Here is a 25,216-nt window from a genome sequence, read left to right on the forward strand (position 1 = left end):
TAGACCTCTCAAGAGAGGAACCCTGCGATGAAAGTTTCCCGCACCGCCCTCAAACTGGCGGTCCTGACCATCGTGCTCGGCACGGCCTCGGTGTTCACCGCCACCCCCGCCCTCGCACACGGCTCGATGGGCAACCCGATCAGCCGGATCATGCAATGTTTCCAGGAAGGTCCGGAGAACCCGCAGTCCGCCGCGTGCAAGGCCGCCATCGCGGTCGGCGACAGCTGGCCGATCTACGACTGGGACGAGGTCAACATCGGCGACGCCAGCGGACACAGCCGCGAGATCATCCCGGACGGCAAGCTGTGCAGCGCGGGCCGGGACAAGTACAAGGGGCTGGATCTGGCGCGGGCCGACTGGCCGGCGACGACGCTGCCGAGCAGCGGCCCGTACACCTTCCAGTACCAGCTCACCGCCGCGCACGAGGGCACCTTCGAGCTGTATGTCACCAAACCCGGCTACGATCCGGCCAAACCGCTGAAGTGGTCCGACCTCGAAGACAAGCCGTTCTACCAGCAGGACAACCCGCCCATCGCCGGAAACGCCTATCAGCTCCGCGCGAACCTGCCGGGCGGGCGCACCGGCCGCCACCTGATCTACTCGATCTGGCAGCGGCACTGGCCGGACTCGGGCGAGGCCTTCTACTCCTGCTCGGACGTGCTGTTCCGCTGAGCCCGCGGCACACCCGGGCCAGGCCCGCACGAAGAGGAACCGCGGTCCACCACCGATGATGGACCGCGGTTCCGCTGGTCACCGGGACGGCAGGCGGGGGCTCGGGCACCGGCCGCCCCGGCATGTCCGGAGCGCGTCAGACGTCGAGCGCGCCAAGATTGACCAGGCGGCCACCCGTACACGTGAGCCGGACGGGGTACGTGCCCACCGCGCGCAGCGTGCTGCTCTTGACCCGCTGGCCGTTCGAGCAGTCGATGTACACCTGGATGGCACCGGACGTCACCCGGCAGCTGAAGTCGACAACGGTGAACGGTGCCACGCTGACGAAGTTGCAGCTGAAGACGGCAGCGGCGGCCGTGTTCCCGCCCTGCGGGCTCGCGATCCGCTCGCTCACGACCTGCGCGGTACCGGCGCCCGCGGGCGCCGCGGAGGCCACGGCGGGTGCGACGAAGAGCGCCGCGATCGCGAAGGCCAGCAGGAGCACGGGTTTCATCGCCGCCGCGGCGAGCGAACCGGATCCGCTGAGTGGTCGACGCATGATGATCCTCCTCGGGGATTTCAGTAAGGGCTTTCTTGCCGTGGCGACATCGTTTCAGGAGGTCGGCGCGGAAATATACGTGATTCCGCGTGAAAACGGCCGGTCACGACCAAGATCGATTCATCATTTTCCCGGGTTCAGCGCGAGTTAAGCCGGGCTGGGTACCCTCGCCGCGGACACCAGCACACGCAGGTGGCGACGAGGGGGCCGAGGGATGAAAGGCCTGTTCAAGTCGTTGTGGGACAGCGCGGACGGCAACGCGCGCCGGGCGGTCGACATCTACGTCGACCAGCTCCCCGATTTCCGTTCGGCGGCGGAGAATCCGCATGCGCGAGCCTCGATGCTGGAATTCGCGGTACTGCTCAGACGACGTGAAGCCGAGCTCGCGGGTGATGGTGCGCCATTCACCGACAACGATTTGAGAATGTTGGCCGCGTTCGGCGAGGAGCGCGGTGCGCAGGGAGTCTCACTGCCTTCGGGGCGACGCGTTCTCGATCTGCACGACGTTCTCACTCTCCGGGAAATCCACGAAGCGGCGGGCTTGAACCAGGCCGACCAGGTGACGCGGCTGATCGGCTGGCTTCCCGCCAATGCCCTGGCCGGGAAAAGTGCCTACACCCAGGGCTTCCTGAACGGGCGGAAACGGCTGATCCCCTTCGTCGAACGTGTTCGGGATCTTGCCGCGACACTGCTCGCAGACGAATTCGTGGCACCCGGCCTCACGGAAAGCCTCGGCATGAGGACGTCCGAGAAGTATCTGATCACCGTCGTGCGGGTTTCCGGCTCCCCGCTACCGGCCGCCCAGCGACGGGAAGAGATCGTCGGCGCGTTGCTGAAGCACTGCCGGGTGCCGATGATCTGGCGCGAATCCGATGAGCTGGTGGCCCTGCTCCCCGGCGACAACGCCGAAGCGGCGGAGGAACGCGCGATCCGCCTCGTCGGCGACTTCGCGCGGTTGATCGAGCGGCCGTGCGCGACGGGAGCGGCCTCGGGAAATGTCCGGGCGCTGGGCGACACGTTCGCGCTGGCGCGCCGGATCAGCCGGGTGGCACCGCTCGAAACCGTGCCAAGTCACCTGTGTTCCCTGGCCGACGTCTTCGTCGAACTCGGCGTCGCACACCTGCCGCCGGTCGACGACTGGTTGCGGGAATTCGCGCGGCGACTGACCAGCGGGCCGGATCTGGTGACCACGCTGGACGCCTACTACCGGCACGACATGAACCGGATGAACACCGCGGGCGCGTTGCGTATCCACCCGAGAACCCTGGACTACCGCTTCCACCGGGTCCGCGAACTCGTCGGGCTGGATCCCGGTTCACGTCAAGGTGTCCGCGTCCTCAGCACCGTGGTCACCCACGTACGCGCCGGACGCTGGAGCTGAACTCGCCGCCGGGCGAGCGGAGGTCGGTTCCGGCGGCCCGCACCGCCGGAACCGATCCCCGTTTCTCAGGCCGCGCTCTTCTTCCGGGACTTGCGCTTCCGCGGTGCCTCGGCTTCCTGCGGAGCCGCCTCGGCCTGCTCGAACGCCTCCACGACCTCGGTCGGAATCCGGCCGCGGTCCGACACCGCGTAGCCGTTCTCCACCGCCCAGGCCCGGATGGCGCGAGACCGCTCCCGGTCCACCGGAGCCGAGGGGGCCGCGGCGCTGGCGGACTGGCCGGCGGCCAGCCGCACCTTGCGGCCGCCCACCCGCCGGGCCGCGGACACGTACTGCGCCAACGCGTCCCTCAGATCGTCCGCGTTCTCGTCGGAAAGGTCGATCTCGTAGCTCACACCGTCCAAACCGAACGGCACCGTCTGCTGTGCTTCGCTACCGTCGATGTCGTCCGTAAGCTGGACAAGCACCTTCTGCGCCATCGCTTGTTCTCTCTCGTCGTCATTCAGGAACAACCCGGGTACCGGTCAGTTCCCGGAACATTGCCCTCCCCCATCCGGCGGCATATTACCCGAATGCCGTATCGGCTGTCGCGTCGAGCAAATTCTCTCGATCCTTTTCCGTCACTCGGCCCCTTCGCCGGGCGTCCACACTGGACCGTGGCGAATGTCGCGGGGCACGCTAACCGGCCACGATCCGGGCGACCGCCTTGGCGATCAGTTCGTCGCGGTCCTCGGCGGAGAAGACGTCCGGCAGGGTGAGCTGTTCGACGATCAGCCAGTTCAGCGCCAGGTAGAGCAGGCGAACGGCGGTAGCGTCGCCGGGCAGACCGGACGCTTCGTGATGGGCGATGTTCGCGTCGATGTCGGCGCGAACCCGTTCGGTCAGCAGCGCGCGCAGTCCGGGGCGCCGGGTCGCCTCCAGCCGCAGTTCCAGCAGAGCGAGATAACCGGCACGGAACTCGGCGATCCTGGCCACGGTGTCCCGCATCACTTCGGTGTAGGCGTGGCGGCTCCGCGCGTTCGCGAGCCGCCGGACAAGTGCGGGATCCTCGGGCCGCAACCGCTGATACACCCGGGTGCCCGCCTGCACGAGCAGATCGTCGCGATTGGCGAAATAGTTCGATGTCGTCCCCACGGGCACCGCCGCCCTGGCATCGACGGCTCGGAGGGTCAGCCCGCGTGCCCCCAGTTCCGCCAGCAGCTCGATGGCGGCGTCGAGCAGGGCGGTCCGGCGTTCGGTGTTCGTGCGCATCAGATTGACACCACTTCAGTTGAAGTACTACGGTTGAACCACTTCACTTAGAGTACTTTACTGGGGGCCCGCTTGCGCAAGCTCGTCTACTACATCGGGATGTCCTTGGACGGCGTCATCGCCGGACCCGAGGGACAGGTCGACTTCTACACCCAGGGCACCGAAGCCGATGCCTCGTACGCGGCATGGGTCAACGAGCGCTATCCCGAAACCGTCCCCACGCCGATGCGGTCCTCGGCCGGGCTCGAGAACGTGCCCGGCAAACGGTTCGACACCGTCCTGATGGGACGGGGCACCTACCAGCTGGTGCTCGACCACGGCCTCACCAGCCCGTACGCCCATCTCCGGCAGTACGTGGTGTCCGGCTCCCTGGGCGAGATCGCCGACCCGGCGGTGACACTGGCCGAGGGCGATCCGATCGCGCTCGCGCGCGAGCTCAAGCAGGAGTCCGGTTTGGACATCTGGCTGTGCGGCGGCGGCAAGCTGGCCGGAGCGCTCCTCCCCGAACTGGACGAGCTGATCGTCAAGAGCTACCCCGTGGTGGCGGGCGCCGGGATCCCCGCGTTCGGCGGCGAGTTCAGCCCGGCCCGGTTCACGCCGGCCCGGCGCGAGTCGTTCGAGAACGGAACCACCATGACGTGGTACAGCAGGCCGTGACGGGCGCCACGACGCGGGCCACCGTGTTCGTCATCGAAGGTAAAGCCCGCCGTTGGCGTCCCAGCAGGCGCCGGTGACCGAGGCGGCATCGGGCGAGGCGAGCAGCGCGACCATCCGCGCGATGAACGCGGGATCACCGAGCTTGCCGACCGGGATGTTCCGCACGAAGCCCTCGAGGTTTTCCTCCCCGATGATCGCGCGGACCATCGGACTGTCCAGCGGCCCTGGCGAGACGGCGTTCACCGTGACCCCGCGCGACGCGAGTTCGCGGGCGAACACCTTGGTGGCGGCGATGATCGCGCCCTTGGAGGAGGCGTAGTGCCCGCCGGTCCCGGTGCCGCCGTTCTGCCCTGCCAGCGACGCCATGTTCACGATCCGGCCGTAGCCCTGTGCCGCCAGGTGCGCGCCGAAGACCTGGCAGGCGGTGAACGTGCCGCCGACGTTGACCTTCATGACCGCGTCCAGTTCCTCCGGCGTGATCTCCAGCAACGCCTTGGCCTGGGTGCGGGCCGCGTTGTTCACCAGCACGTGCACCGCGCCGAAGTCCGCCAGCACCCCGGCCAGCAAGGACTCCAGCGCCACGCGTTCGGCGACGTCCACCGCGTATCCCCTGGCGGTGGCGCCCGAGACATCCAGTTCCGCCGCCAGCGCGTCGGCGGCGGCGCCGTCGAGATCGGCGATGGCGACGCGATATCCGTCGGCGTGCAGGCGGCGCACGATCGCCTCGCCGAGCCCGTTGCCGCCGCCGGTGATCACGGCGGTCCGCGCGGTACCCGCGTAGCCCTCGGTCATCCCGTTCTCCCTCCTCAGCCGGGAAGTTCGACGTCTTCGCGCACGGTGAGCGCGCGGCCGATCCTGGCCTCGACCTTCGCGAACCGCCAGAGCTTGACCTCGCCGTCGCCGACCGGTGTGGTACGGAACAGGTCGCACGCGGCCTTCACGGTTTCCTGTGTGTCGACATCGGCCAGCAGGTAGCAGGTCCACGGCCAGCCTTCGGAAGGGCCGACCATGTGCGCGTCGTCGTCCATGTCGCCGATGAAGTCCACGCCCGGCAACGCCTTGATTCCGTCCATCATGGACACGAAGGCCTGCCAGACATGGCCCGCCGTGATGCCGTCGGCGGGCAGGTCGAAGAAGTTCTGGTTGATGCCGATGCAGAACAGCACGCGCAGGGGCGGTGTGCTCACGGTGATTCTCCTCGTGGTGGTCGGTCGGGGCTCAGCGGAAACCGCGCGAAGTGGGCGGAAGTCCCATGAGGACGGCACCCGCCGCGTCGAAGACGGCCGGGCCGAGGAACGCGTGCTGCTTGGGGACCAGTGCGTCGCCTGCCAGCTCCTGCAGCGGGTGCCCGGTGTGGATGGGCGCGGTCCCGGAGATCTCGACCAGGCCGCCCACCACGTCGGAGGAGACCTTGGCCAGATGCGCGGAAGCGAGCCGCAGCAACGCGTTCTGCTCGTCGGTCGCGGTGTTGCCTGCCAGCACGTGCTGCCACACCTCCTCGCTGAGATCGTAGAACCAGGCGCGAGCCGAACGCAGCTCCGCCTCGGCGCGGGCGACGCCGGTGCGGTAGTAGGGCCGGTCGGCGAGCTTCGGCGCGCCGGTGATCCCGGTGTACCCGCCGCCGACCCGTTCGGCGTGGTCCAGTGCGGCCCGCGCGACCCCGGCGCCGACCACGGCGAGCACCTGCGAGGCGTAGGCGATCGCCGGATAGTGGTAGAGCGGCTCGTCGACAGCGGGCTCCCCGCCGCGGATGAACGTCCACTCGCGCGGCACCTCCACCCCGCGGACCACGATGTCGAACGAGCCGGTGGCGCGCATGCCCACCACGTCCCAGTCCTGGAGGATCTCGACCTGTTCGGGCCGCAGCACGGCAGTGCGGGGTTTGCCGTCGGACTCCGCGTCGCCGGGCAGCCCGACCCCGATCCGGTCCGCGCCCATGCAGCCGCTGGCGAGCTTCCAGTGCCCGTCGACCAGGAACCCGCGCTCGGTGGGTTCGGCGTGCTGCGTCGGAAAGAGCGCACCGGCGAATACGACGTCCGGCCCGTCGCGGTAGAGCTCGGCCTGGGTGTCCAACGGCAGCGCGGCCAGATAGATCAGCGCGGAGCCGAAGCTGGCGACCCAGCCCGTCGAGCCGTCCACGACGGAGATCCGCTCGATCAGGTCCAGGAACTCGGCGGGTGGGAGCGGGCTGCCGCCGAACCTGGCGGGCGCGGCCGCGCGGTAGACGCCGACCTGTTCGAGCCGCGCGACGAAGTCCTTCGGGACATACCTCAGCTCGTGGAACTCGCGCCGCCGCTCGGCCAGTTCGGCGAGTACGTCGTCGAACCCGGCGTCGCCGGGCACCGGGTCCGGTGCCTTCTCCTGAGTGTGCACCACGCCTCCTCTTCATCGCGTGTCCGGAAGTACGACACCACCAGCCGACCGGCTGGCGCGGCCCCGCCACCCGGCTGGAACCGGCCCGGCATCCGTCGTGCACCGGCGGAAATCACGGGCAGGTGATCGTAGCCGGGCATTAGAGTCGGCCTCCGGTGGGGAAATTCGGCTCGAGCGGAGTAGTGGTGAAGCGGACGATCGTCGTGACGGACCGGGCAGCGGCCCGCTTCCGGAGGCTGCCGTGGTGATCTCCCGGCAGACCGTGCTCGGCCTGGTCGCCGTGCTGGTCGTCGCGGCCGCGATCGTGGCCAGGCTCGTGCTGTGGACGAGTGCGCCCGCCCTGTTCACCATCGCGGGCACGGTCAAGGCCGCCCAGTGCGCCGCCGGCCCGGCCCCCGAGGTGCCGGTGGAGGTCGTCGGCCCGGACGGCACGCTGCTGAGCGTCGGCACCGCCCAGCGGCAGGCGTGTTCGACGCGCTTCTCGGTGCCCGATGTCCCGGCAGGCCAAGGCAGGTACGGCATCCGGATCGAAGGCCTCGGCGACCAGGTGCACTGGAAGGACGAGGACGAGTCCCGTGCGGGCGTCAACATCAACGTGAACGCCTGAAGACCTTACCGGAACTAGATTTCACACTGTCCGAAAAGGACTTCGTAGGGGAAGGAAGGTCGTGATGGGCGCGGGTTCTTCGTGGGAGGACCTCGCGGACGCGAGCGGTGACGAGCCAGCCGGTGAGCGGGTGAAGATCGACCGTGCGCGGGTGTGGCGGATCTTCGCGCCGTACCGGTGGCGGCTCGGCGGTCTGCTGGCACTCATCGCGTTCACGTCCATCCTCGGCATCTTCACCCCGTTCATCGTGCGAGCCATCGTGGACGACGCGCTGGTGAACCGGGACCTCGTCCTGCTGCTCGCCCTCGTCGGCGCGCTGATCGGGTTCGCGGCGGTGGCGGCGGTCGTGCAGGTCGGGGAGATCCTGATCGCGTCGCGGGTCGGCCAGGCGGTGATGCACGACCTGCGCGTGCGCGTCTATCGCCATCTGCACCGGCTTTCCCTGCGGTTCTTCACCTCGTCGCGGACCGGGGAGGTGCAGTCGCGGATCTCCAACGACATCGGCGGCATGCAGTCGCTGGTGACGAACTCCGCGGTGGAGCTGACCAGAAGCGCCGGCGCCGTCTGCGTCTCGCTGGTCGCGATGCTCGTGCTGGACTGGAAACTCGCGTTGTTCTCCTTTCTGGCCCTGCCGTTCTCGATCTGGGTCAACCGGCGCATCGGGATCGCCCGCCAGCGGATCACCACGCGGCAGCAGGAACGGCTCGCCGACATGTCCTCCCTCGTCCAGGAGTCGTTGTCGGTCCAGGGTGTCGTGCTGAGCCGGACGACGGCGCGGTCGGCGCGGCTGGTCGAGCGGTTCACCCGGACGTCGCGGGACGTCGCGCGGCTGGAGGTCCGGTCGCACACCGCAGGACAGTGGGAGTACTCACTGGTGATCCTGCTCGTCTCGGCGATGCCCGCGCTGACCTACCTGCTGGGCGGGATCCTGATGGGCACCGGCGCACCGGTCACGATCGGCACGCTGGTGGCGATGATCGCGTTGCAGGAGGCGCTGATCTGGCCGCTGGAGGAACTGCTCCAGCTGGGCGTCCAGTACCGGGCCGCGACCGCGTTGTTCGCGCGGATCTTCGACTACCTGGACCGGGAGCCCGACATCGTGGAGGCGGCGGAACCGGTCGTCGTGGCGCCGCCGGACGTCCGCGGGCACATCCGGCTGAAGGACGTGACCTTCCGCTATGCCGAGGATCTGCCGCCGGTGCTGCGGCGGATCGATCTGGACATCCCCGGCGGCTCGCGGGTGGGCATCGTCGGTACGACCGGCTCCGGGAAGAGCACGCTGGGTTACCTGCTCGCACGACTGTACGATGTGGACTCCGGCTCGGTCACCATCGACGGCGTCGACGTCCGTGACCTCGGCTTCACCTCACTGGCCGGAATGCTCGGTGTCGTCACGCAGGAGCCGTACCTGCTGCACGCCTCCATCGCCGACAACCTCCGGTTCACCAAGGAGAACGCGACCGACGCCGAACTCGTCGCGGCAGCGAAGGTCGCGCAGATCCACGACGTCATAGCCGCCCTGCCGGAGGGTTACGACACCCTGGTCGGCGAACGGGGCCACCGGTTCTCCGGCGGTGAGAAACAACGGCTGGCACTGGCCCGCACCCTCCTCGCCGACCCGCCGATCCTGCTGCTGGACGAGGCCACGAGCGCGCTCGACACGCGCACCGAACGCGCCATCACCGCGGCGCTCGACGCCCGGATGGCCGACCGCACGATCATCACGATCGCCCACCGCCTCTCGACCGTCCGCCACGCCGACCGGATCATCGTGCTCGACCGAGGGGAAATCGCGGAACAAGGCACCCATGAGGAACTCCTCACCCGCGACGGCCGCTACGCCGACCTCGTCGCCGCCAACCACCAGCCCACCGCCTGACCGCTTGTCCGTCCACAGTGGACCAGGCATCACGGAGCGGCGGGGAGGGCGTTGGCGTGGTCGGTCCAGGGTGCGCCGATGCCATGGAACAGCGCGACGGCGTTCCTGCGCTGGACCCGGGACTGGCTGTGGTGCCCGTCGCGGCCGTGCAACCGGGCGAGGACGAGCCGGGCCCTCGCCTCACCGAGGCGATGGCCGATCTCGGCGAACCGGGCATGCACGCGGGTGACCTCTTCGATCGCCTGGGCACGTTCCGAATCGACGCTCGTCAGCACGAGGAGCGCTTGTCCCTCCAGCAGGCGGTAACCGTGCCGCCGGGCGAGCGCGAGCGCGGCCCGCGCATCGCCGGGATCGTTGCGTACCGCGGCGAGCCCGATGAGCGCCTTGGCCTCCGCGAAGCGATGAGTGATGGCGCGACCGAGTTCCCGGGCTTCCCGGTAATGGGACGCCGCCTCGGCGCGGTGCCCGAGGAGGTGATGCGCGACGCCGACCGCGATGAGGGCTTCGGCCTCCGCGGCGCGGTCGCGCGCGGCGCGGGCGAGGACTCTGGCGGCGTGGGCCTGGTCGAATGCTTCGTCGTAGTGACCGGCGTCGGCGCGCACAGCGGCGATCTCGGCCCGCGTAGCGGCTTCCGTACCGCGGTCACCGGTCTCCTGGTGCCCCGCCAGCGCGGCGGTGAGGCACCGGGCCGCCTCGTCGAGGTTGCCCAGATCGTGCTGGACGACGCCGAGTTCGGTCATGGCGAGAGCCTGCCCCGACGCGGATCGCAGCTCCCGGTAGAGCGCCAGCGCGTCGGTGTACCAGCCGAAAGCCTCCCGGAGGTCGCCTCGGTACAGGTGCACGTTGCCGAGGCTGCAGAGGTTGTTGGCCTGCTTGGTGCGCCGCCCGGTCCGCCGGTTGAGGGTGAGCGAAGCCTGGTGGTGATCGGCGGCGTCGGCCAGGTGCCCCGCTTCGGCGGCGAGGTTGCCGAGGTTCCCGTGCGCGGCGGCCTGCCCGTCGGGCCAGCCGGTGTCCGTGGCCATCGTCAGCGCCTCGATGGAGTACTGCTCGGCGCGTTCGCTGTGGCCCTGGCGATAGTGGACGTCCGCCAGGCTCAGCAGCGCCGTGACCGTTCCCCGCGGGTCGTCGACGGCCTTGGCGATGTCCAGCGCGGCCTCGGCGGCGGTCAGCCAGTCCACGGTATGCATGCGAAGCCAGAAGTAGCCACGCAGCGCGTCGGCGAGCAATCCGGCCGAGGCGACGGGCCGGTGCCGGGCGGCGTCGGTCACCACCGCGAGAAGGTTGGGACGCTCGGCGTCCAGCCACGCGGCCGCTTCGGTGTGCTCGGCGAAGGCCGACCGGACGGCGTCGGCCGCGGGCAGGGTGAGCCGCCGCATCTGCGGGTACAGCGCGTTCGCCGCCTGATCGGTGGTGGCGAGGTACCAGGCGAGAAGCCGATCCGTCGCGGTGTCCGTGTCGTCCTCGCGAACCGCCCGCTCACGGGCGTACAGGCGCAGCAGGTCGTGGCTGTGGTACCGGCCGGGCCGGTGTTCGTCGAGCAGGCGTGTCATGGTGAGTTCGGCGAGGAACCGGCCCGCGTCGGCCTCGCTGACCGCGGCGAGCGCGGCGGCCGTGCCCACGGTGAAGTCGGCGACGGGCGCCGCGCCGAGAAGCCGGAAAAGCCGCTGCGCGTCGTCACCGAGACGCCGGTACGACAGGTCGAACGCCGTGCGTACGGCCAGTTGTTTCTCGTCCGGAACGCTCAGCGCCGTGAGCCTGTCATCGCGCAGTTGTTCCGCGTAGTGGCCGATCGAGAGACCGGGCCGGGTGTGCAGATGCGCGGCGGCGATCCGCAGTGCGAGCGGCAGCCCCGCGCACAGACCGGCCAGTTCGCCGACCGGCCCGGCACGCGCAGGGCCGAGCACCCGGCGCAGCAGGGCTTCGGCCTCGGACGCGGTGAGCAGGCCCAGTGGCAGGCTTCGCGCGCCGTCGCGGGCGACCAGCCCGGACAGCGGTGTACGGCTGGTGATCAGCACGACGCACGTGTTCGAGCCGGGGAGCAACGGGCGGGCCTGCTCCGCGTCGCGTGCGTTGTCCAGCACGACGAGCATGCGCCGGTCGGCAAGAATGCTGCGGTAGAGGGCGGCCGCCTCGTCGACGCTCGTCGGGATCTCGTCGACGGGCACGCCGAGCGCCCGCAGAAAGCGCGTCAGCACCGTGATCGGCCGCGCCGGAACTCCGGCGGAGTAGCCGCGGAGATCCGCGAAGAGTTGTCCGTCGTCGAACCGCTTACGTACCCGGTGTGCCCAGTGCAACGCCAACGCGGTCTTGCCGACGCCGGCCGTGCCCGTGATCACCGAGACGAGCAGCGCGGTCGGCGCTTCACCGGTGTCGGCCAGCAGCCGGTCGAGTTCGGCCAATGCGGGCTCGCGCCCGGTGAAACCCGCGACGTCGGCGGGTAGCTGGACCGGACGGACGAGCGGGACCCGCGCCGGCTCGGGCGCGAGCCGCGGGTCGTCGGACAGCACGGCGCGTTCCAGCTCGCGCAGGGCGGGCCCCGGCTCCAGCCCCAGCTCGGCGACCAACCGCGCGCGGCCGCGACGGTAGGCCTGCAGGGCTTCGGCCCGCCGGCCGCACCGGTACAACGCCAGCATGAGGTGCTGGAGCAGCCGCTCCCGCAACGGATGCCGGACAACCCAGTCCTGCACCTCGTCCACGACCTCGAGATGCCTGCCCAGCCGCAGATCCGCGTCGAGCCGTGCCTCCAGCGCGGTCAGCCTGAGCTGGTCGAGCCGCGTGGCTTCGGCCACCGCGGTTTCGGCAGGCACCTCGGAAAACGCCGGGCCACGCCACAGTGCCAGCGCCGCGGCCAGCGTCGCCGCCGCGGCCTCGGCACGTCCCTCGGCGAGTTCACGCTGCCCGGATTCGACGAGGCGCTGGAACACTCCCGCGTCCAGTTCGCCGTCGGCGACCGTGAGCCGGTACCCGCGGCCGGTGGTGGCCAGCAGCTCGTGCCCGTCCTCGCCGAGCAGCCGCCGCAGGCGGTTCACGTAGACCTGGACCGTGTTCAACGCGGTCCTCGGCGGGCAGGCGCCCCACAGTTCGTCGACGAGCCGGTCGGTGGCGACCACGCGGCCCGCCTCGACGAGCAGGAGCGCCAGCACGGAACGCGGCTGGGCCGCCCGAACGGCCACCCAGTCCTCGCCGTCCCAGATCCGCACCGGGCCGAGCACCCGAAACCGCATCAGCCTCCCCGGCCGTCCGCCGTCTCCCCCGGCAGCCTAGCGCCGAGCCGGTGTCCTCGACACCTCCGCGCCATGGATACGTCGAGGACACCGGCGGCGGATCGGCCGGACCGATCCGCCGCCGATGGTGGACCGGACCACTGACCCGACGCTGAGTCCGTCCTGAACCGCGGCGCGCACGGCGTTTCGCAAGAAGTTTTCCGACCGGGTACCGAAGATCCGAGGTGAATTACCGCCACCGAAGGTTCCTGCTCTGTCCTTTGTGGAGCAAGGGTAGACTTGGAGGAGTTCCGCACTGGGGAAAGGCCGGATCGCCATGACGACGCACATTCTGGAAACCGCCGGGGCCGACGTCGCCTACGACGTGCACGGCCCGCTGCCCACCGAGGGTGGACGGCCGCCGCTGGTCATGATCGGCCAGCCTATGGAAGCCAGTGGCTTCAGCACGCTGGCGTCGTACTTTCCCGACCGCACCGTCGTCACCTACGACCCACGGGGTCTCGGGCGCAGCGTCCGCAAGGACGGCAGAGTGGAGAACGAGCCCGAGGTCCAGGCGGGTGACGTGCACGCCGTGATCGAGGCCCTCGGCGCCGGTCCGGTCGAGCTGTTCGGGAGCAGTGGCGGCGCGGTGGCCGCGCTCGCGCTCGTGACGGCTCATCCGGACGACGTGCGCACCCTGGTGGCGCACGAGCCGCCGCTCATCCCGGTGCTGCCCGACGCCGCGGCCGCCGAACGGGCCCGCGTCGCCATCCGAGCGGCGTACGAGGCCAACGGCTTCAATGCCGGTATGGCCGCCTTCATCGCGATGACGTCGTGGCGCGGCGAGTTCACCGACGAGTATTTCGCCCAGCCCCCGGCCGATCCCGCCCAGTTCGGGATGCCCACGGATGACGACGGCCGCCGGGACGACCCGCTGCTCTCGGACCGGTCGTGGGCCGTCTCCAGCTATCGCCCGGACATCGAGGCGCTCAACGCGGCGCCGACGCGCGTCGTGATCGCCGTCGGCGAGGAATCCACCGACGTCTTCACCGGACGCGCCGCCGTGGCCGTCGCCGAGCTGCTCGGCCAGCGGGCGACCGTGTTTCCCAGCCATCACGGCGGTTTTCTCGGCGGCGAGTTCGGGTATGCCGGGCAGCCGGAGGCGTTCGCGCGCAAACTGCGCGAGGTGCTCGACGCCTGACGTGACTGGACGGCGATTTCGCGTGATGGGACGCGGAACTCGCGTGATTGAACGGAGATCTCGCGTGATCAGGAGCGGCGCAGGCGCAGGGTGACGATCTGGAAGGGGCGGAGGGTCAGGTGGACGACGTTGTCGTCGGTCCTGACCTCGGGTGTCCTTAGTGGACGTTCCAGGAGGTCGACGGTGTCGGCGCTGGCGAGCGGGAAGCCGGTGCGCAGGGTCAGCGTCGAGCGGCCGCCGAGGGATTCGTACAGGCGGACGACGACGTCGCCGGAAAGATCGTCGGCCAGTTTGACCGCCTCGACGACCACCGCGGTTTCCTCGACGGCGACGAGCGGCGGGGACGGCGGCGCGGCGCCGGAGGCCACCCGCAGCGGCAGGTTCAGCGCGTAGCCGCCAGCGACGGCGTCGGCCACGGAAGCGTTGGGGAGCAAGGAATACGTGAACCGGTGCGTACCCTGGTCGGCGTGCGGGTCGGGGCTGCGCGGCGCACGTACGAGGCTCAGCCGCAGCGTCGTGGTGGTGCCGCCGTCGGGGCGGGTGGCACGGCCGACGTCGTGGCCGTAGGTCGAGTCGGTGAGCACGGCGACGCCGTAGCCGGGTTCGGCGACATGGATCCAGCGGTGGGCCCAGACCTCGAACCGCGCCGCGTCCCAGCCGGTGTTGGTGTGCGTCGGCCGTTCGACGTGGCCGAACTGGATCTCCGACGCCGTCCGCGCCGCGTGCACGTCCAGCGGGAACGCGGCCTTCAGGATCTTCTCCGATTCGTGCCAGTCGAGCTCGGTCACGACGTCGATCCGCGGGCTTCCGGCGCACACCCGGATCCGCTGTACGACACGGGAGGCGCCAAAGGACCGTTCGACGCGGATTTCCCCCACCAGCGGGCCGCTTTCGGTCACCGTGACGACCTCGGCGGCGGTCAGGTCGCGGCATCGGTTCCGGTAGTGCCGGTCGAGATCCCAGGCGTCCCACTGGTTCGGCAGATCGTCGTGCAGTTGCAGCAGGTTTCCCGCGCTGCCCGGCGCGAAGACGTCCCGCCCGGCGACCAGATCCCGCACCGACAGCAACCCGTTCTCGTCGAGTCCGACCCGCACGAGCCCGTTGTCCATCGACTGTCCACTCAAGACAACAGCCCGTGGTGGCGACGTCTCGCCGAGCACCGCCGAGCCCAGCGCGGGCACCTCGGCGAACACCGCGACCTCTCCGGTGCTCAGTGGCTGGCCACCCGCGGTTCCCGCCGGAGCCGTCACGACCTCGGCACGCGGCTTCGGCCCGGCGTTGAACACCGTCGACGGCCCCGCCAAAACCGCGACGGCCTGCTCGACGATGTCGGTCAGCTCCTCGTGCACCAGCGCATAGACTTCCTCCGCCTCGCGGTGCACCCACGCGATCGAACTACCCGGCAGGATGTCGTGGAACTGGTGCAGCAGCACGGTTTTCCACAGCCGGTCGAGGCGCTCGCAGGGATACGACGCTCCCGTGTGGACAGTGGCGGTGGCCGCCCACAGCTCGGCCTCCCGCAACAGGTGTTCGCTGCGCCGGTTGCCCGCCTTGGTCCGCGCCTGCGTGGTGAACGTCGCGCGGTGCAGCTCCAGGTACAGTTCGCCGGACCACACCGGCGCGTCCGGATATTCCGCCTCGGCCGCGCGGAAGAACTCGGCGGGCGGCTCGATGACAACCTTCGCGGATCCCTCCAGATCACGCAGACGCCTTGCGCGTTCGAGCATCTCGCGGGTCGGCCCGCCACCGCCGTCGCCGTGTCCAAAGGGGACAAGAGACCGCGTTCCCCTGCCCTTCTCGGCGTAGTTGCGGACCGCGTGCGCCACCTCGGCACCGGAGAACTCGGCGTTGTAGGTGTCCACCGGCGGGAAATGCGTGAACACCCGGCTGCCGTCGATGCCCTCCCACCAGAACGTGTGATGCGGCAGCTTGTTCGTCTGGTTCCAGGACAGTTTCTGCGTCAGGAACCAGCGTGCCCCCGCCAGCTTCGCGAGCTGCGGGAACGCGGCGGTGTAGCCGAACGAGTCGGGCAGCCACACCTCCGCACAGTCCACATCGAACTCTTCGAGGAAGAACCGCTTGCCGTGGACCAGCTGGCGCGCCATCGCCTCACCACCGGGCAGGTTCCCGTCGGCCTCGACCCACATGCCGCCGACCGGCTGCCACTGCCCCGCCTTGACCGCCGCGACGATGCGCGCGTACACCTCGGGATACCGCTCCTTCACCCAGGCGTACTGCTGTGCTTGCGAGCAGGCGAAAACGAGTTCCGGATACTCACGCGCCAGCGCGGTCACGTTCGAGAACGTGCGCGAAGTCTTGCGGACGGTCTCGCGGATCGGCCACAGCCAGGCACTGTCGATGTGCGCGTGCCCGACCGAGGACAACGTGTGCGCGCTGGCGTGCGCTGGACGGGCCAGGACGCCGGCGAGTTGGGCACGCGCGGCCGTCGCCGTTCCCGAGACGTCGTGGAGGTCGAGCTTGTCGAGCGCCCGTTCCACCGCTCGCAGGATTTCGTGCCGACGTGGCTCCGCGGGCGAGAGTTCCGTCATCAGCTCGCCCAGGACCTGGAGGTCGAGACCGAGGTGCCACACCGGTTCGTCGAGCACGGCGACGTCCGCGCGGATCAGCCGGTACAGCGGTTCGACGCCCGCGGTTTCCTTGTCCCCCAACGGAGTCGGGAGAAAGCCGCCGCCGAGGATGTCCGGGTTCGCCGCCGCCTCCACCAGCAGCCGGACCCGCTCCCCGCCCGCCGCGGGGTTCGCGACCGGGACGTACTGATTGCGCGGCTCGATGCCCTTGAGCGGGCTCCCGGCAGTGTCGTAGACCAGCGCTTCGGCCTGGTTTCCCGGCCAGCCACCGGCGAATCCGAGGTCCAGCACGACCTCGACCCGTTTGCCCGCCCACGCAGCGGGGACGACGCCGTCGAGCCGGAACCAGGTCGTGGACCATGGTGCGCCCCACCGGGTCCCGGTCTCGAACGGCGTGTACTCGGCCGCGAGCGCCTCTTCGACCGGCACCGGCTCGCCCGGCACGTGCCAGGCCTCGACCGTCAACGGCACCGAAGCCGAGTAGACCGCGGGCAGAACGCGCTGGGTCAGCGCCCGGCCGAGACGTTCTGTGATGAGGCGGCTGTCGTCGTGCACGGGTGCCTCCACGGGCTCGAAGGGATCAGCGCAGGTAGGACAGCTCCGGGTGGGCGTCGATGTAGCCGTCCAGCAGACGCCGTGCGACGGCGACCGAATCGACCAGCGGGTGCAGGGCGAAGGCCCGGAGCGCGGCGGCCCGGGAACCTGTTGCCGCCGCTTCGATCGCCGCCTGTTCGACAGCCTTGAGCTCGTTCGCCAGGCCGAGCGCGTGCCCGGTCAGCGGCGCCACGCCGACCGGCCGTGCACCGTTGGTGTCCACCAGGCACGGCACCTCCACCACCGCGTCGGCAGGAAGCCCGGGGAGGGTGTTTTCGTTGCGCACATTGAGGATCAGAGACGTTCGCTCATCGCGCGCGATGGCCCGCATCAAGGCCAGCGCGACCTTCTCGTAGCCGCCGCCGTCGAGATCGCAGGAGTCGCGCTCCCCTTGCCGGGTTTCGGCCATATAGGTGGCCTCGCGTTCCAGCCGAGCGCGTTCCCACACCGGTAACGCGGGATCGGCGTAGAAGTCGCGTTGCTGATCCAGCAGGAAGGAGCCGCGCGAGGCCGACCCGTCACCCGCGCCCGCGAGCGCTTCGCGCGCGAAGTAGTAGTAATGCAGGTACTCGTTCGGGATCGCACCCAGCGCGCGCAACCACTCCGCGCCGAACAGTTTTCCCTCCTCGAAGGACTCGACGGCGTCGCGATCGGCCAGCAGCCGGGGCAGTACGTCCTCGCCCTGGTACCACGCGGCGCTCAGCCAGCCGAGGTGGTTGATGCCCGCGTAGTCGAACCACACGGCCGCCGGGTCGAGACCGAGCGCGCGGGCGACGCGGCGGCACAGCCCGACCGGTGAGTCGCAGATGCCGATCACCTTCGGCCCGAGATACGCCGCCATCGCCTCGGTGACCATGCCCGCCGGGTTGGTGAAGTTGATGACCCACGCCCGCGGCGCGAGTTCGGCGACCCGGCGCGCGATCTCGACCGCCACCGGCACCGTGCGCAGTCCATACGCGACGCCGCCCGCCCCCACGGTTTCCTGGCCCAGCACGCCTTCGGCGAGCGCTACCCGCTCGTCGAGCTGCCGCCCCCGCATGCCGCCGACCCGGATCGCGGAGAACACGAAGTCCACTTCGGACAGTGCGGTGGCGAGGTCGGTGGTCGCGGTGACCCGGGGCGCGCCCGGCACCCCCTCGGCCTGCTGTGCCAGTACTTTTCCGATGGCGGCAAGGCGATCGGCGTCGACGTCGTGCAGGACCAGCTCGGTGACCCCGCCCTCGCCGCGGTCGGCGAGCAGGGCGGCGTGCACCAGCGGGACACGGAAACCGCCCCCGCCGAGGATGGTCAGCCGCATCGCCTCACCTCCACGCCGGCCTCGGCGAGCGCGGCACAGGTGCCCGCGTCGGCGGCCGCGTTGGTGACGACGACGTCCAGCGCCTCCGGCCCGCACACCTTGGCGAGTCCGGTGCCGGGGAACTTCGCGGCGTCGGCGAGCAGGACGACCCGGTCGGACGCGGCGATCATGGCGCGTTTGACCGGGACCTCGACGACCGTCGTGTCCATGACGTGCACGCCGCCGTCGTCGTGCCGGACGCCGCTGGCGCCGAGGAACAGCGTCCCGGCGTGGACCTGGCGCAGCGCGTCCTCGGTGAGGAAGCCGACCATCGACCGGTAACTGCGGCGCACCATGCCCCCGAGCAGCACGAGCTGGATACCGGCGTCGTCCTTGAGTTCCTCGTACACCGCCAGGCTGCTGGTGATCACCGTCAGCACGCGGTCGTGCAACTGGCGGGCGAGCCGGTGCGCGGTGGTGCCGATGTCGAGCAGCACGGTATCGCCGTCGGTGACCAGTTCGGCGGCGCGGCGGGCCACCTCGTCCTTGTCCGCCGCGTGGACCTCCGCGACCTCGGCGAACGGTTCGTCGTTGTCCGCCGCCGCCATCGCGCCGCCGTAGACCCGCGTCAGCCTGCCCTCGCGATCGAGCTGCACGAGGTCGCGGCGCACCGTCGCCTGGCTGACGCCGAGCCGCTCCGCCAGTACCCGCACCGGCGCCGGACCCTCCGAGCGCAACGTGGTGAGGATCAGTTCGTGGCGACGCTGGGGCAGCATGGACCTCACGGTAGCAGTCAAACTCGCGCAAAGGCACGCACGAAGATGAGCGGCCATTGCCAAATCCGCGCAAGTGGCGCACGCTCATGCGCAAGTCCGAGCGGTGGGGAGGTCCCTTGTCCGACACCACAGCCACTCCGCGAGACCTCGACGTCTTCCTGTCCGGCCTCCTGTTCTTCGACCTGGTCTTCACCGGGTTCGACCGGCCGCCCGCCCCTGGCACCGAGGTGTGGACCGCCGGAATGGGCTCGGGCCCCGGCGGGATCGCCAACTTCGCGGTCGGGCTGAGCAGGCTCGGCCTGCGTACCTCGCTGGCGGCCGCGTTCGGCACCGACGTCTACGGCACGTACTGCTGGGACGTGCTGACGCAGGAAGGCATCGACCTCTCGCGCTCGCGCCGGTTCCCCGCGTGGCACTCCCCCGTCACGGTTTCGCTGGCCTACGCGCAGGACCGGGCGATGATCACGCACGGGCACGAGCCGCCGGTCCCGGTCGGCCGGCTCGCCGGGTGCCCGCCACCGAGCCGGGCGACGGTCGCGCATCTCGGCACCGGCACCGCGGAGTGGGTCCGGCGGGCACACGCGGCGGGCAGCCTCGTCTTCGCCGGAGTCGGCTGGGATCCGTCCCAGGAATGGGATCCGCTGCTGCTGGAGCAGCTGGCGTGTTGTCACGCCTTCCTGCCCAACTGCGTCGAGGCGATGCGCTACACCCGCACCAGCACCCCGGAGGCGGCGCTGGACGCGCTCGCCCGCCTCGTCCCGATCGCGGTCATCACCTGCGGTGCCGACGGCGTGCTCGCCACCGACCGCACCACCGGCGAAAGCGCGCGGGTCCCGGCGCTGCGGGTCGACGACGCCATGGACGCCACCGGTGCGGGCGACGTCTTCGGTGCCGGTTTCGTCGCCGCGACCCTCGCGGGCTGGCCGCTGGACCGGCGGCTGCGCTTCGCGAACCTCGTCGCCGGTCTTTCCCTGCACCACTTCGGCGGCGCGCTCGCCGCACCCGGCTGGGCGGAGATCGCCCGATGGCGGCAGGAAAACCCGCGCGAGGACTACGCTTTCCTCGACGACGTGCTGCCGTCGGCCGAACCCGGCAGGGTACGCCGCGGCCCGGTGACGATCGGGTTCGACGTCGGGGCGGTCTGAGGATGCCGCTGTCCAGAAGACGGCTCCTGAAGGCGGGGCTGGGCGGCGCACTGCTGGCGGGGACAGCGTCGTGCGCGGCGCCCGGCGGGTCGACCGGCCGGGACATGACGTTGTGGTACTGGGGCGGCGGGCTGAGCACCACGGTGCTGGGCGAGGCGGCGCGGCGGTTCACCCGGGTCGATCTGAAGCCGGTCAAGATCGGCGGCTACGTCAAGGCGAAGCTGCTGACCACGATGGCGGGTAAGGCGCACGTGCCCGACATTCCCGCGCTCAAGGGCCAGGACATCGCGACGTTCTGCCGCCATGCCGAGCAGTTCGTCGATCTCCGGACGCTCGGGGCCGACCGGTTCGCCGGCCGGTACCTGCCGTGGAAGTGGCGGCAGGGTTTCGCCGACGACGGCCGCATGGTCGGCTTCCCCATCGACACCGGCCCGACCGCGCTGTTCTACCGGGCCGATCTGTTCGGCGAGGCGGGACTGCCCACCGAACCCGCCGAGGTGGCCCGTGAACTGTCCACATGGGACAAATACTTCGAGGCGGGCGTGCGGCTGCGGAGAACCTCGCCGGAGAAACGGCTGCTGCTCGGGATCGTCGACGTCTTCCGGTTCGCCCTGTACCAAGGGCCCGATCAGCTCGCCGACCGTACCGGGAGGTTCCTCGGCGACCGGCCGCACGTGCGCCGCGCGTGGGATCTCGCGGTGCGGGCGCACGAAATGGGCGTCAGCGCCGGGATCCCGGAAGGTACCGACGACGCGGCGGGCGCGCTGGCGAACGGACTGGTGCCCAGCCGCGTCGCCGCGTCGTGGGGCGGGGCCGATATCCGGTCGCAGGCCCCGGACACGAGCGGCCGGTGGCGCGTCGCGGCGCCACCGGACGGGCCGGGCAACTTCGGCGGCTCGTTCCTCGCCATCACCCAGTACTGCAGGGAACCGCAACTGGCGTTCGAGATCATCACCTGGCTGCTCGATCCGGCCAACCAGGTGCAGGGCTATCGCGACGAGGTGCTGTTCCCGTCCACCCCGGAATCGTTCGCCGATCCCCGGCTGCGGCTGCCGGAGGAGTTCTTCGGCGGCCAGGTCGCCGTCGACGTGTTCAGCGCGTCCGCGCGGGCGGTGCCGCCGATCTACCTCAGCCCGTACGAGGACGCGCTGACCCAGCCGTACTTCGACGAACTGTCCGCTGTGGACAGTCAGGGCAAGGATCCCCGCGTGGCCTGGCGGGACGCGCTGGACCGGGCACATCGCACCGCCGAGCACTGGGGGTTGACATGACGGCGCAGCTCGGCATGCCCGCCGCGGCCGACGTCACCGCGCCGGGACGGCGTTCGCGGCGCGGCTTCCGGAAGTTCCTGCCGCAGTACCTGGCGATCTCGCCGTTCTATCTGCTCTTCGCCGTGTTCGGGCTGTTCCCGGTGTTGTTCACGCTGTACCTGGCGTTCCACCGCTGGGACGGGATCGGCGCGATGGACTTCGTCGGGTTACGGCAGTTCGGTTACCTGCTCGGCGACCGCACGTTCTGGCTTTCGGTGCTGAACACGGTCGAGATCTGGGTGCTCTCCACGGTGCCGATGCTGTCGATCGCGCTCGTGCTGGCCGTGGCGCTCAACTCGTCGATCCGGTTCGGCGGGTTCTACCGGATCGCCTACTTCGTGCCGAACGTGACGTCGATCGTGGCCATCGCGATCATCTTCGGCTCGGTGTTCGGGAGCAACTTCGGGCTGGTGAACGCCGTGCTGCGCGGGCTCGGCCTGTCCACTGTGGAATGGCTGACCACGGGCTGGGGCATCAAGGTCGCGATCGCCGCGATGATCGCGTGGCAGTGGACCGGGTACAACGCGATCATCTTCCTCGCCGGGCTGCAACGGATTCCCGCCGACGTGTACGAAGCGGCCAAAGTGGACGGCGCGGGGTCCGTCTCGACGTTCTTCCGGATCACCCTGCCGCTGCTGCGCCCGATCATCCTGTTCTCACTGATCATGACCACCGTCGGCGGGCTGCAGACGTTCACCGAACCGCAGGTCCTGCTGGCCAGCACCGGAAATCTCGACTCCGGCGGGCCGGGCCAGGCGGGGCTGACCATCGTCCTCTACTTCTACCAGCAGGCCTTCGACAACAACGACTACGGCTACGGCGCCGCGATCGCCTGGGGGCTGTTCGTGCTCGTGGTGCTGTTCTCGATCATCAACTGGCGGCTGGTGCGACGGAGGGAGCACTGATGTCCCGCGTCCGCACTCTCGCCGCGCACGGCGTGCTGATCCTCGGCGTGCTCGTGTCGGTCTTCCCGTTCTACTGGATGATCGTGCTCGCCACGAACACCACCGGCGACACCTTCCGCTTCCCGCCCAAGCTGACGCTGGGGCCGCGGCTGTTCGAGAACCTCGGGCGGGTGTTCGGGAACATCGACTTCTTCGGCTCGATGCTGAACACGGTGATCGTCGCGACCGCGACCACCGTCCTGGTGCTGTTCTTCGACTCGCTCGCCGCGTTCGCCTTCGCCAAGTTCGACTTCCCCGGCAAGCGCGTGCTGTTCGTCGTGCTGCTCGGCACGTTCATGATTCCCGCGCAGCTCAACGCGATTCCGCAGTTCGTGGTGGTCTCGCAGCTCGGCTGGGCGGGCTCGCTGAACGCGCTGATCGTGCCCGCCGCGGCCAACGCGTTCGGGATCTTCTGGATGCGCCAGTACATCGAGGGCGCGGTGCCGGAGGAACTGCTCGATGCCGGGCGGCTCGACGGCTGCGGGTTCTTCCGGCTGTACTGGCATGTCGCGCTGCCGGTGCTGCGTCCCGCGCTGGCGTTCCTCGGGATCTTCACGTTCATCACCGCGTGGAACGACTACCTGTGGCCGCTGGTGGTGCTCGTCGATCCCGGCCATCTCACCCTGCAGGTCGCGTTGTCCCAGCTGAACAGCGTGCACAGCACGGACTACAGCATGGTGATGGCGGGCACGCTCGTCGCCGTGCTGCCGCTGATCGTGGTGTTCGTGCTCGGCGCCCGCAACTTCGTCGCCGACCTCGTCAAGGGCGCCGTCCGTGGCTGAAGGGGACTTTCGTCTCGGCGGACGCGAGGAAAGTCCCCTTCAGCGCGCGGAACGGGAGCGGCTGCTATGGTCGGAAGGGAGATCGTTCTGAGGAGAACTCGACGTGGCAGGTGAAGACGACATCTCCGGGTGAGCCCCGGAGGTAGCAGGCCCCCGGCAGCGCCGTGGCGGCCGCTTCGTCGTCCCCTTCTCCCCTGCGTGGGCACTGTTCTGTCCACGCCACATCGCGAGGTCTCTTTTTCCATGTCCGATACCTGCATCGTCGTGTCCGGCCTGTCCTTTTCCTGGCCTGACGACACCCCCGTCTTCGACCAGCTTTCCTTCACCGTCCCCAGTGGCCGCACCGGCTTCGTCGCCCCGAACGGCGCCGGGAAGACGACCCTGCTCAAGCTGCTGGCCGGCGAGCTGCGGCCGTCAGCGGGCAGTGTCACCGTCGACGGACTGCTCGGGTACCTGCCGCAGGATCTGCCCCTGACCGGCGAACCGACCGTCGCCGAAATCCTCGGAGTCGCCGAGATCCTGCGGGCGCTGGAGGCCGTCGAGTCCGGCGACGTCGACGAGGCGCATTTCACCACCATCGGCACCGACTGGGACATCGAGGAACGCACCCGTGCCCAGCTGGACCGGCTCGGTCTCGGCGAGGTCGAACTCGACCGGCGGCTGGGCACCCTCAGTGGCGGCCAGGTCGTCTCCCTCGGCCTCGCGGCGCAGTTGCTCAAGCGGCCCGACGTGCTGCTGCTCGACGAACCCACCAACAACCTCGATCTCCACGCGCGCCAGAAGCTTTACGGCGTGCTCGACGACTGGAACGGCTGTCTCCTGGTGGTCAGTCACGACCGCGCGCTGCTCGACCGGATGGACCGCATCGCCGAGCTGGAAAGCGGGGAAGTCCGGTTCCACGGCGGGAACTTCACCGAATACGAACTGGCGGTGCAGGCCGCGCGCGAGGTTGCCGAGAAGAACATCCGCAACGCCGAGCAGGAGGTCAAGCGCGAGAAGCGCGAGATGCAGCAGGCACGGGAGCGGGCCGCGCGCCGCGCGAGCAACGCACAACGGAACCTCGGCAACGCGGGACTGCCGAAGATCTTCGCCGGCACCATGAAACGCAACGCACAGGAGTCCGCGGCGAAGGCGGACGGGACACACGCGGCCAGGGTCAGCGCGGCCAAGACCAAACTCGACCAGGCCGAGCGGGCGCTGCGGAGCGAACAGAAGATCAGCCTGGAACTGCCGAAGACCGCGGTCCCCGCCGGGCGGACGCTGTTCCTCGGCGAACGCCTCCGGATGAGTTACGGCGAACGCACATTGTTCGCGGGCGAAGGCGCGGACCTGGCTATCCGCGGCCCCGAACGGATCGCGCTGACCGGCCCCAACGGCGCCGGGAAGTCCACCCTGCTGCGGCTCGTCCAAGGCGAACTCCAGCCCGACGGCGGCGACGTCAAACGCGCCGACGGCCGGATCGCCTACCTGTCCCAGCGCCTCGACCTGCTCGACGGCGAGCGCACCGTCGCGGAGAACCTCGAGGCCGCCGCGCCCGCGATGCCGCCGTCGGACCGGATGAACCTGTTGGCGCGCTTCCTGTTCCGCGGCGCGCGGGCGCACCTGCCGGTCCGCGTCCTTTCCGGCGGGGAGCGGCTGCGCGCCACGCTGGCCTGCGTCCTGTTCGCCGAACCGGCGCCCCAGCTGCTGCTCCTCGACGAGCCCACGAACAACCTCGACCTGGTCAGCACCGGACAGCTGGAAAGCGCGCTCAACGCCTTCCAGGGCGCGTTCGTCGTCGTCAGCCACGACGAACGCTTCCTCGCCGAGATCCGGATCGACCGCTGGCTCCGGCTCGACGACGGCAACCTACGTGAGTCCACAATAGACTTACTGCGCTGACGCTCGTCCGTGAAGGACTCCTTACCCGCGCTGAGCACCGTGAAGGCCTTCGGCTCCGGGGGCCGGTGGGTGGCTGGTGCTGCGTGCTTGGGTGTCGCGAACGCTCCGTTCGGGACGTTCATCGTCGGCAACGGAGCGTTCGCGACGTCGGGCGGCGCACC

Annotated in this window: 21 protein-coding genes; 11 read left to right on the forward strand and 10 right to left on the reverse strand. The window is 69.9% G+C overall.

Annotated elements, in window-relative coordinates; genetic code table 11:
* Positions 1–27 precede the first annotated feature (27 nt).
* Entirely contained in the window at positions 28–672 is a 645-nt protein-coding gene (locus tag ACFW0G_RS32450; protein ID WP_378329263.1) for a lytic polysaccharide monooxygenase, read from the forward strand.
* 136 nt (positions 673–808) lie between these two features.
* Here the strand turns inward: ACFW0G_RS32450 and ACFW0G_RS32455 are convergent, their stop codons facing one another.
* Positions 809–1,210 carry a hypothetical protein gene (locus ACFW0G_RS32455; RefSeq protein ID WP_378329264.1) on the reverse strand — a complete coding sequence of 134 codons (402 nt, stop codon included), beginning with the start codon at positions 1,208–1,210 and terminating at the stop codon, positions 809–811.
* Positions 1,211–1,424: 214 nt separating this feature from the next.
* On the opposite strand from ACFW0G_RS32455, the gene ACFW0G_RS32460 reads away from it, so the two are divergent.
* Complete coding sequence (locus ACFW0G_RS32460; protein ID WP_378329265.1) at positions 1,425–2,591, forward strand: PucR family transcriptional regulator; 1,167 nt, start codon at positions 1,425–1,427, stop codon at positions 2,589–2,591.
* Positions 2,592–2,656: 65 nt separating this feature from the next.
* On the opposite strand, the gene ACFW0G_RS32465 is transcribed toward ACFW0G_RS32460, so the two are convergent.
* Together ACFW0G_RS32465 and ACFW0G_RS32470 are read right to left on the reverse strand one after the other, a co-directional pair.
* The gene (locus ACFW0G_RS32465; RefSeq protein WP_378329266.1) at positions 2,657–3,067 is read right to left on the reverse strand and encodes an Lsr2 family protein; all 411 of its coding nucleotides are present in this window, start codon (positions 3,065–3,067) and stop codon (positions 2,657–2,659) included.
* A gap of 199 nt (positions 3,068–3,266) precedes the next feature.
* Complete coding sequence (locus ACFW0G_RS32470) at positions 3,267–3,839, reverse strand: TetR/AcrR family transcriptional regulator (RefSeq protein ID WP_378329267.1); 573 nt, start codon at positions 3,837–3,839, stop codon at positions 3,267–3,269.
* Positions 3,840–3,911: 72 nt separating this feature from the next.
* Here ACFW0G_RS32470 and ACFW0G_RS32475 point away from each other — a divergent pair, with 72 nt between their 5' ends.
* The gene (locus tag ACFW0G_RS32475) at positions 3,912–4,496 is read left to right on the forward strand and encodes a dihydrofolate reductase family protein (protein ID WP_378329268.1); all 585 of its coding nucleotides are present in this window, start codon (positions 3,912–3,914) and stop codon (positions 4,494–4,496) included.
* Between the two features lie 30 nt (positions 4,497–4,526).
* Here ACFW0G_RS32475 and ACFW0G_RS32480 read toward each other — a convergent pair whose 3' ends face one another.
* Genes ACFW0G_RS32480 through ACFW0G_RS32490 form a run of 3 tightly spaced genes read right to left on the reverse strand, consistent with a single transcriptional unit; the run spans position 4,527 to position 6,869 of the window.
* A complete protein-coding gene (locus ACFW0G_RS32480; RefSeq protein ID WP_378329269.1) occupies positions 4,527–5,288 on the reverse strand; it encodes an SDR family NAD(P)-dependent oxidoreductase in 762 nt (253 codons plus the stop codon).
* A 14-nt stretch (positions 5,289–5,302) separates the two neighbouring features.
* The gene (locus ACFW0G_RS32485; protein WP_378329270.1) at positions 5,303–5,683 is read right to left on the reverse strand and encodes a hypothetical protein; all 381 of its coding nucleotides are present in this window, start codon (positions 5,681–5,683) and stop codon (positions 5,303–5,305) included.
* A gap of 31 nt (positions 5,684–5,714) precedes the next feature.
* The gene (locus ACFW0G_RS32490) at positions 5,715–6,869 is read right to left on the reverse strand and encodes a flavin-dependent monooxygenase (RefSeq protein ID WP_378329271.1); all 1,155 of its coding nucleotides are present in this window, start codon (positions 6,867–6,869) and stop codon (positions 5,715–5,717) included.
* Between the two features lie 241 nt (positions 6,870–7,110).
* Here ACFW0G_RS32490 and ACFW0G_RS32495 point away from each other — a divergent pair, with 241 nt between their 5' ends.
* Together ACFW0G_RS32495 and ACFW0G_RS32500 are read left to right on the forward strand one after the other, a co-directional pair.
* Positions 7,111–7,476 carry a hypothetical protein gene (locus ACFW0G_RS32495; protein WP_378329272.1) on the forward strand — a complete coding sequence of 122 codons (366 nt, stop codon included), beginning with the start codon at positions 7,111–7,113 and terminating at the stop codon, positions 7,474–7,476.
* 64 nt (positions 7,477–7,540) lie between these two features.
* On the forward strand, positions 7,541–9,355 hold the full coding sequence (locus ACFW0G_RS32500; RefSeq protein WP_378329273.1) for an ABC transporter ATP-binding protein: 1,815 nt from the start codon (positions 7,541–7,543) through the stop codon (positions 9,353–9,355).
* Positions 9,356–9,384: 29 nt separating this feature from the next.
* Here the strand turns inward: ACFW0G_RS32500 and ACFW0G_RS32505 are convergent, their stop codons facing one another.
* The gene (locus ACFW0G_RS32505) at positions 9,385–12,579 is read right to left on the reverse strand and encodes a BTAD domain-containing putative transcriptional regulator (protein WP_378329274.1); all 3,195 of its coding nucleotides are present in this window, start codon (positions 12,577–12,579) and stop codon (positions 9,385–9,387) included.
* Between the two features lie 316 nt (positions 12,580–12,895).
* Here ACFW0G_RS32505 and ACFW0G_RS32510 point away from each other — a divergent pair, with 316 nt between their 5' ends.
* The gene (locus tag ACFW0G_RS32510) at positions 12,896–13,759 is read left to right on the forward strand and encodes an alpha/beta fold hydrolase (RefSeq protein WP_378329275.1); all 864 of its coding nucleotides are present in this window, start codon (positions 12,896–12,898) and stop codon (positions 13,757–13,759) included.
* Between the two features lie 68 nt (positions 13,760–13,827).
* Here the strand turns inward: ACFW0G_RS32510 and ACFW0G_RS32515 are convergent, their stop codons facing one another.
* Genes ACFW0G_RS32515 through ACFW0G_RS32525 form a run of 3 tightly spaced genes read right to left on the reverse strand, consistent with a single transcriptional unit; the run spans position 13,828 to position 18,993 of the window.
* The gene (locus tag ACFW0G_RS32515) at positions 13,828–16,902 is read right to left on the reverse strand and encodes an alpha-mannosidase (RefSeq protein WP_378329276.1); all 3,075 of its coding nucleotides are present in this window, start codon (positions 16,900–16,902) and stop codon (positions 13,828–13,830) included.
* Between the two features lie 25 nt (positions 16,903–16,927).
* Positions 16,928–18,238, reverse strand: a complete 1,311-nt coding sequence (locus tag ACFW0G_RS32520) for a 6-phospho-beta-glucosidase (protein WP_378329277.1) — start codon at positions 18,236–18,238, stop codon at positions 16,928–16,930.
* Positions 18,229–18,993 (reverse strand): DeoR/GlpR family DNA-binding transcription regulator, encoded by a 765-nt coding sequence (locus ACFW0G_RS32525; protein WP_378329278.1) that lies wholly within the window; start codon positions 18,991–18,993, stop codon positions 18,229–18,231. The genes ACFW0G_RS32520 and ACFW0G_RS32525 overlap by 10 nt, the downstream gene beginning before the upstream one ends.
* 116 nt (positions 18,994–19,109) lie before the next feature.
* Between ACFW0G_RS32525 and ACFW0G_RS32530 the strand changes: the two genes are divergently transcribed.
* The 5 genes from ACFW0G_RS32530 to abc-f all read left to right on the forward strand — a co-directional run bounded on the left by ACFW0G_RS32530 (position 19,110) and on the right by abc-f (position 25,055).
* The gene (locus tag ACFW0G_RS32530) at positions 19,110–20,138 is read left to right on the forward strand and encodes a carbohydrate kinase family protein (RefSeq protein WP_378329279.1); all 1,029 of its coding nucleotides are present in this window, start codon (positions 19,110–19,112) and stop codon (positions 20,136–20,138) included.
* Positions 20,139–20,140: 2 nt separating this feature from the next.
* Positions 20,141–21,409, forward strand: a complete 1,269-nt coding sequence (locus ACFW0G_RS32535; protein WP_378329280.1) for an extracellular solute-binding protein — start codon at positions 20,141–20,143, stop codon at positions 21,407–21,409.
* Positions 21,406–22,353: a carbohydrate ABC transporter permease gene (locus ACFW0G_RS32540; protein WP_378329281.1), complete on the forward strand. Its 948-nt coding sequence runs from the start codon at positions 21,406–21,408 to the stop codon at positions 22,351–22,353. The genes ACFW0G_RS32535 and ACFW0G_RS32540 overlap by 4 nt, the downstream gene beginning before the upstream one ends.
* Entirely contained in the window at positions 22,353–23,174 is an 822-nt protein-coding gene (locus ACFW0G_RS32545; protein ID WP_378329282.1) for a carbohydrate ABC transporter permease, read from the forward strand. Before ACFW0G_RS32540 ends, ACFW0G_RS32545 begins: the two co-directional genes overlap by 1 nt.
* A gap of 243 nt (positions 23,175–23,417) precedes the next feature.
* Positions 23,418–25,055 carry a ribosomal protection-like ABC-F family protein gene (gene abc-f, locus ACFW0G_RS32550; RefSeq protein ID WP_378329283.1) on the forward strand — a complete coding sequence of 546 codons (1,638 nt, stop codon included), beginning with the start codon at positions 23,418–23,420 and terminating at the stop codon, positions 25,053–25,055.
* Positions 25,056–25,216 lie beyond the last annotated feature (161 nt).

The sequence above is a fragment of the Amycolatopsis sp. NPDC058986 genome, from assembly GCF_042741125.1.
GTDB lineage: Bacteria > Actinomycetota > Actinomycetes > Mycobacteriales > Pseudonocardiaceae > Amycolatopsis.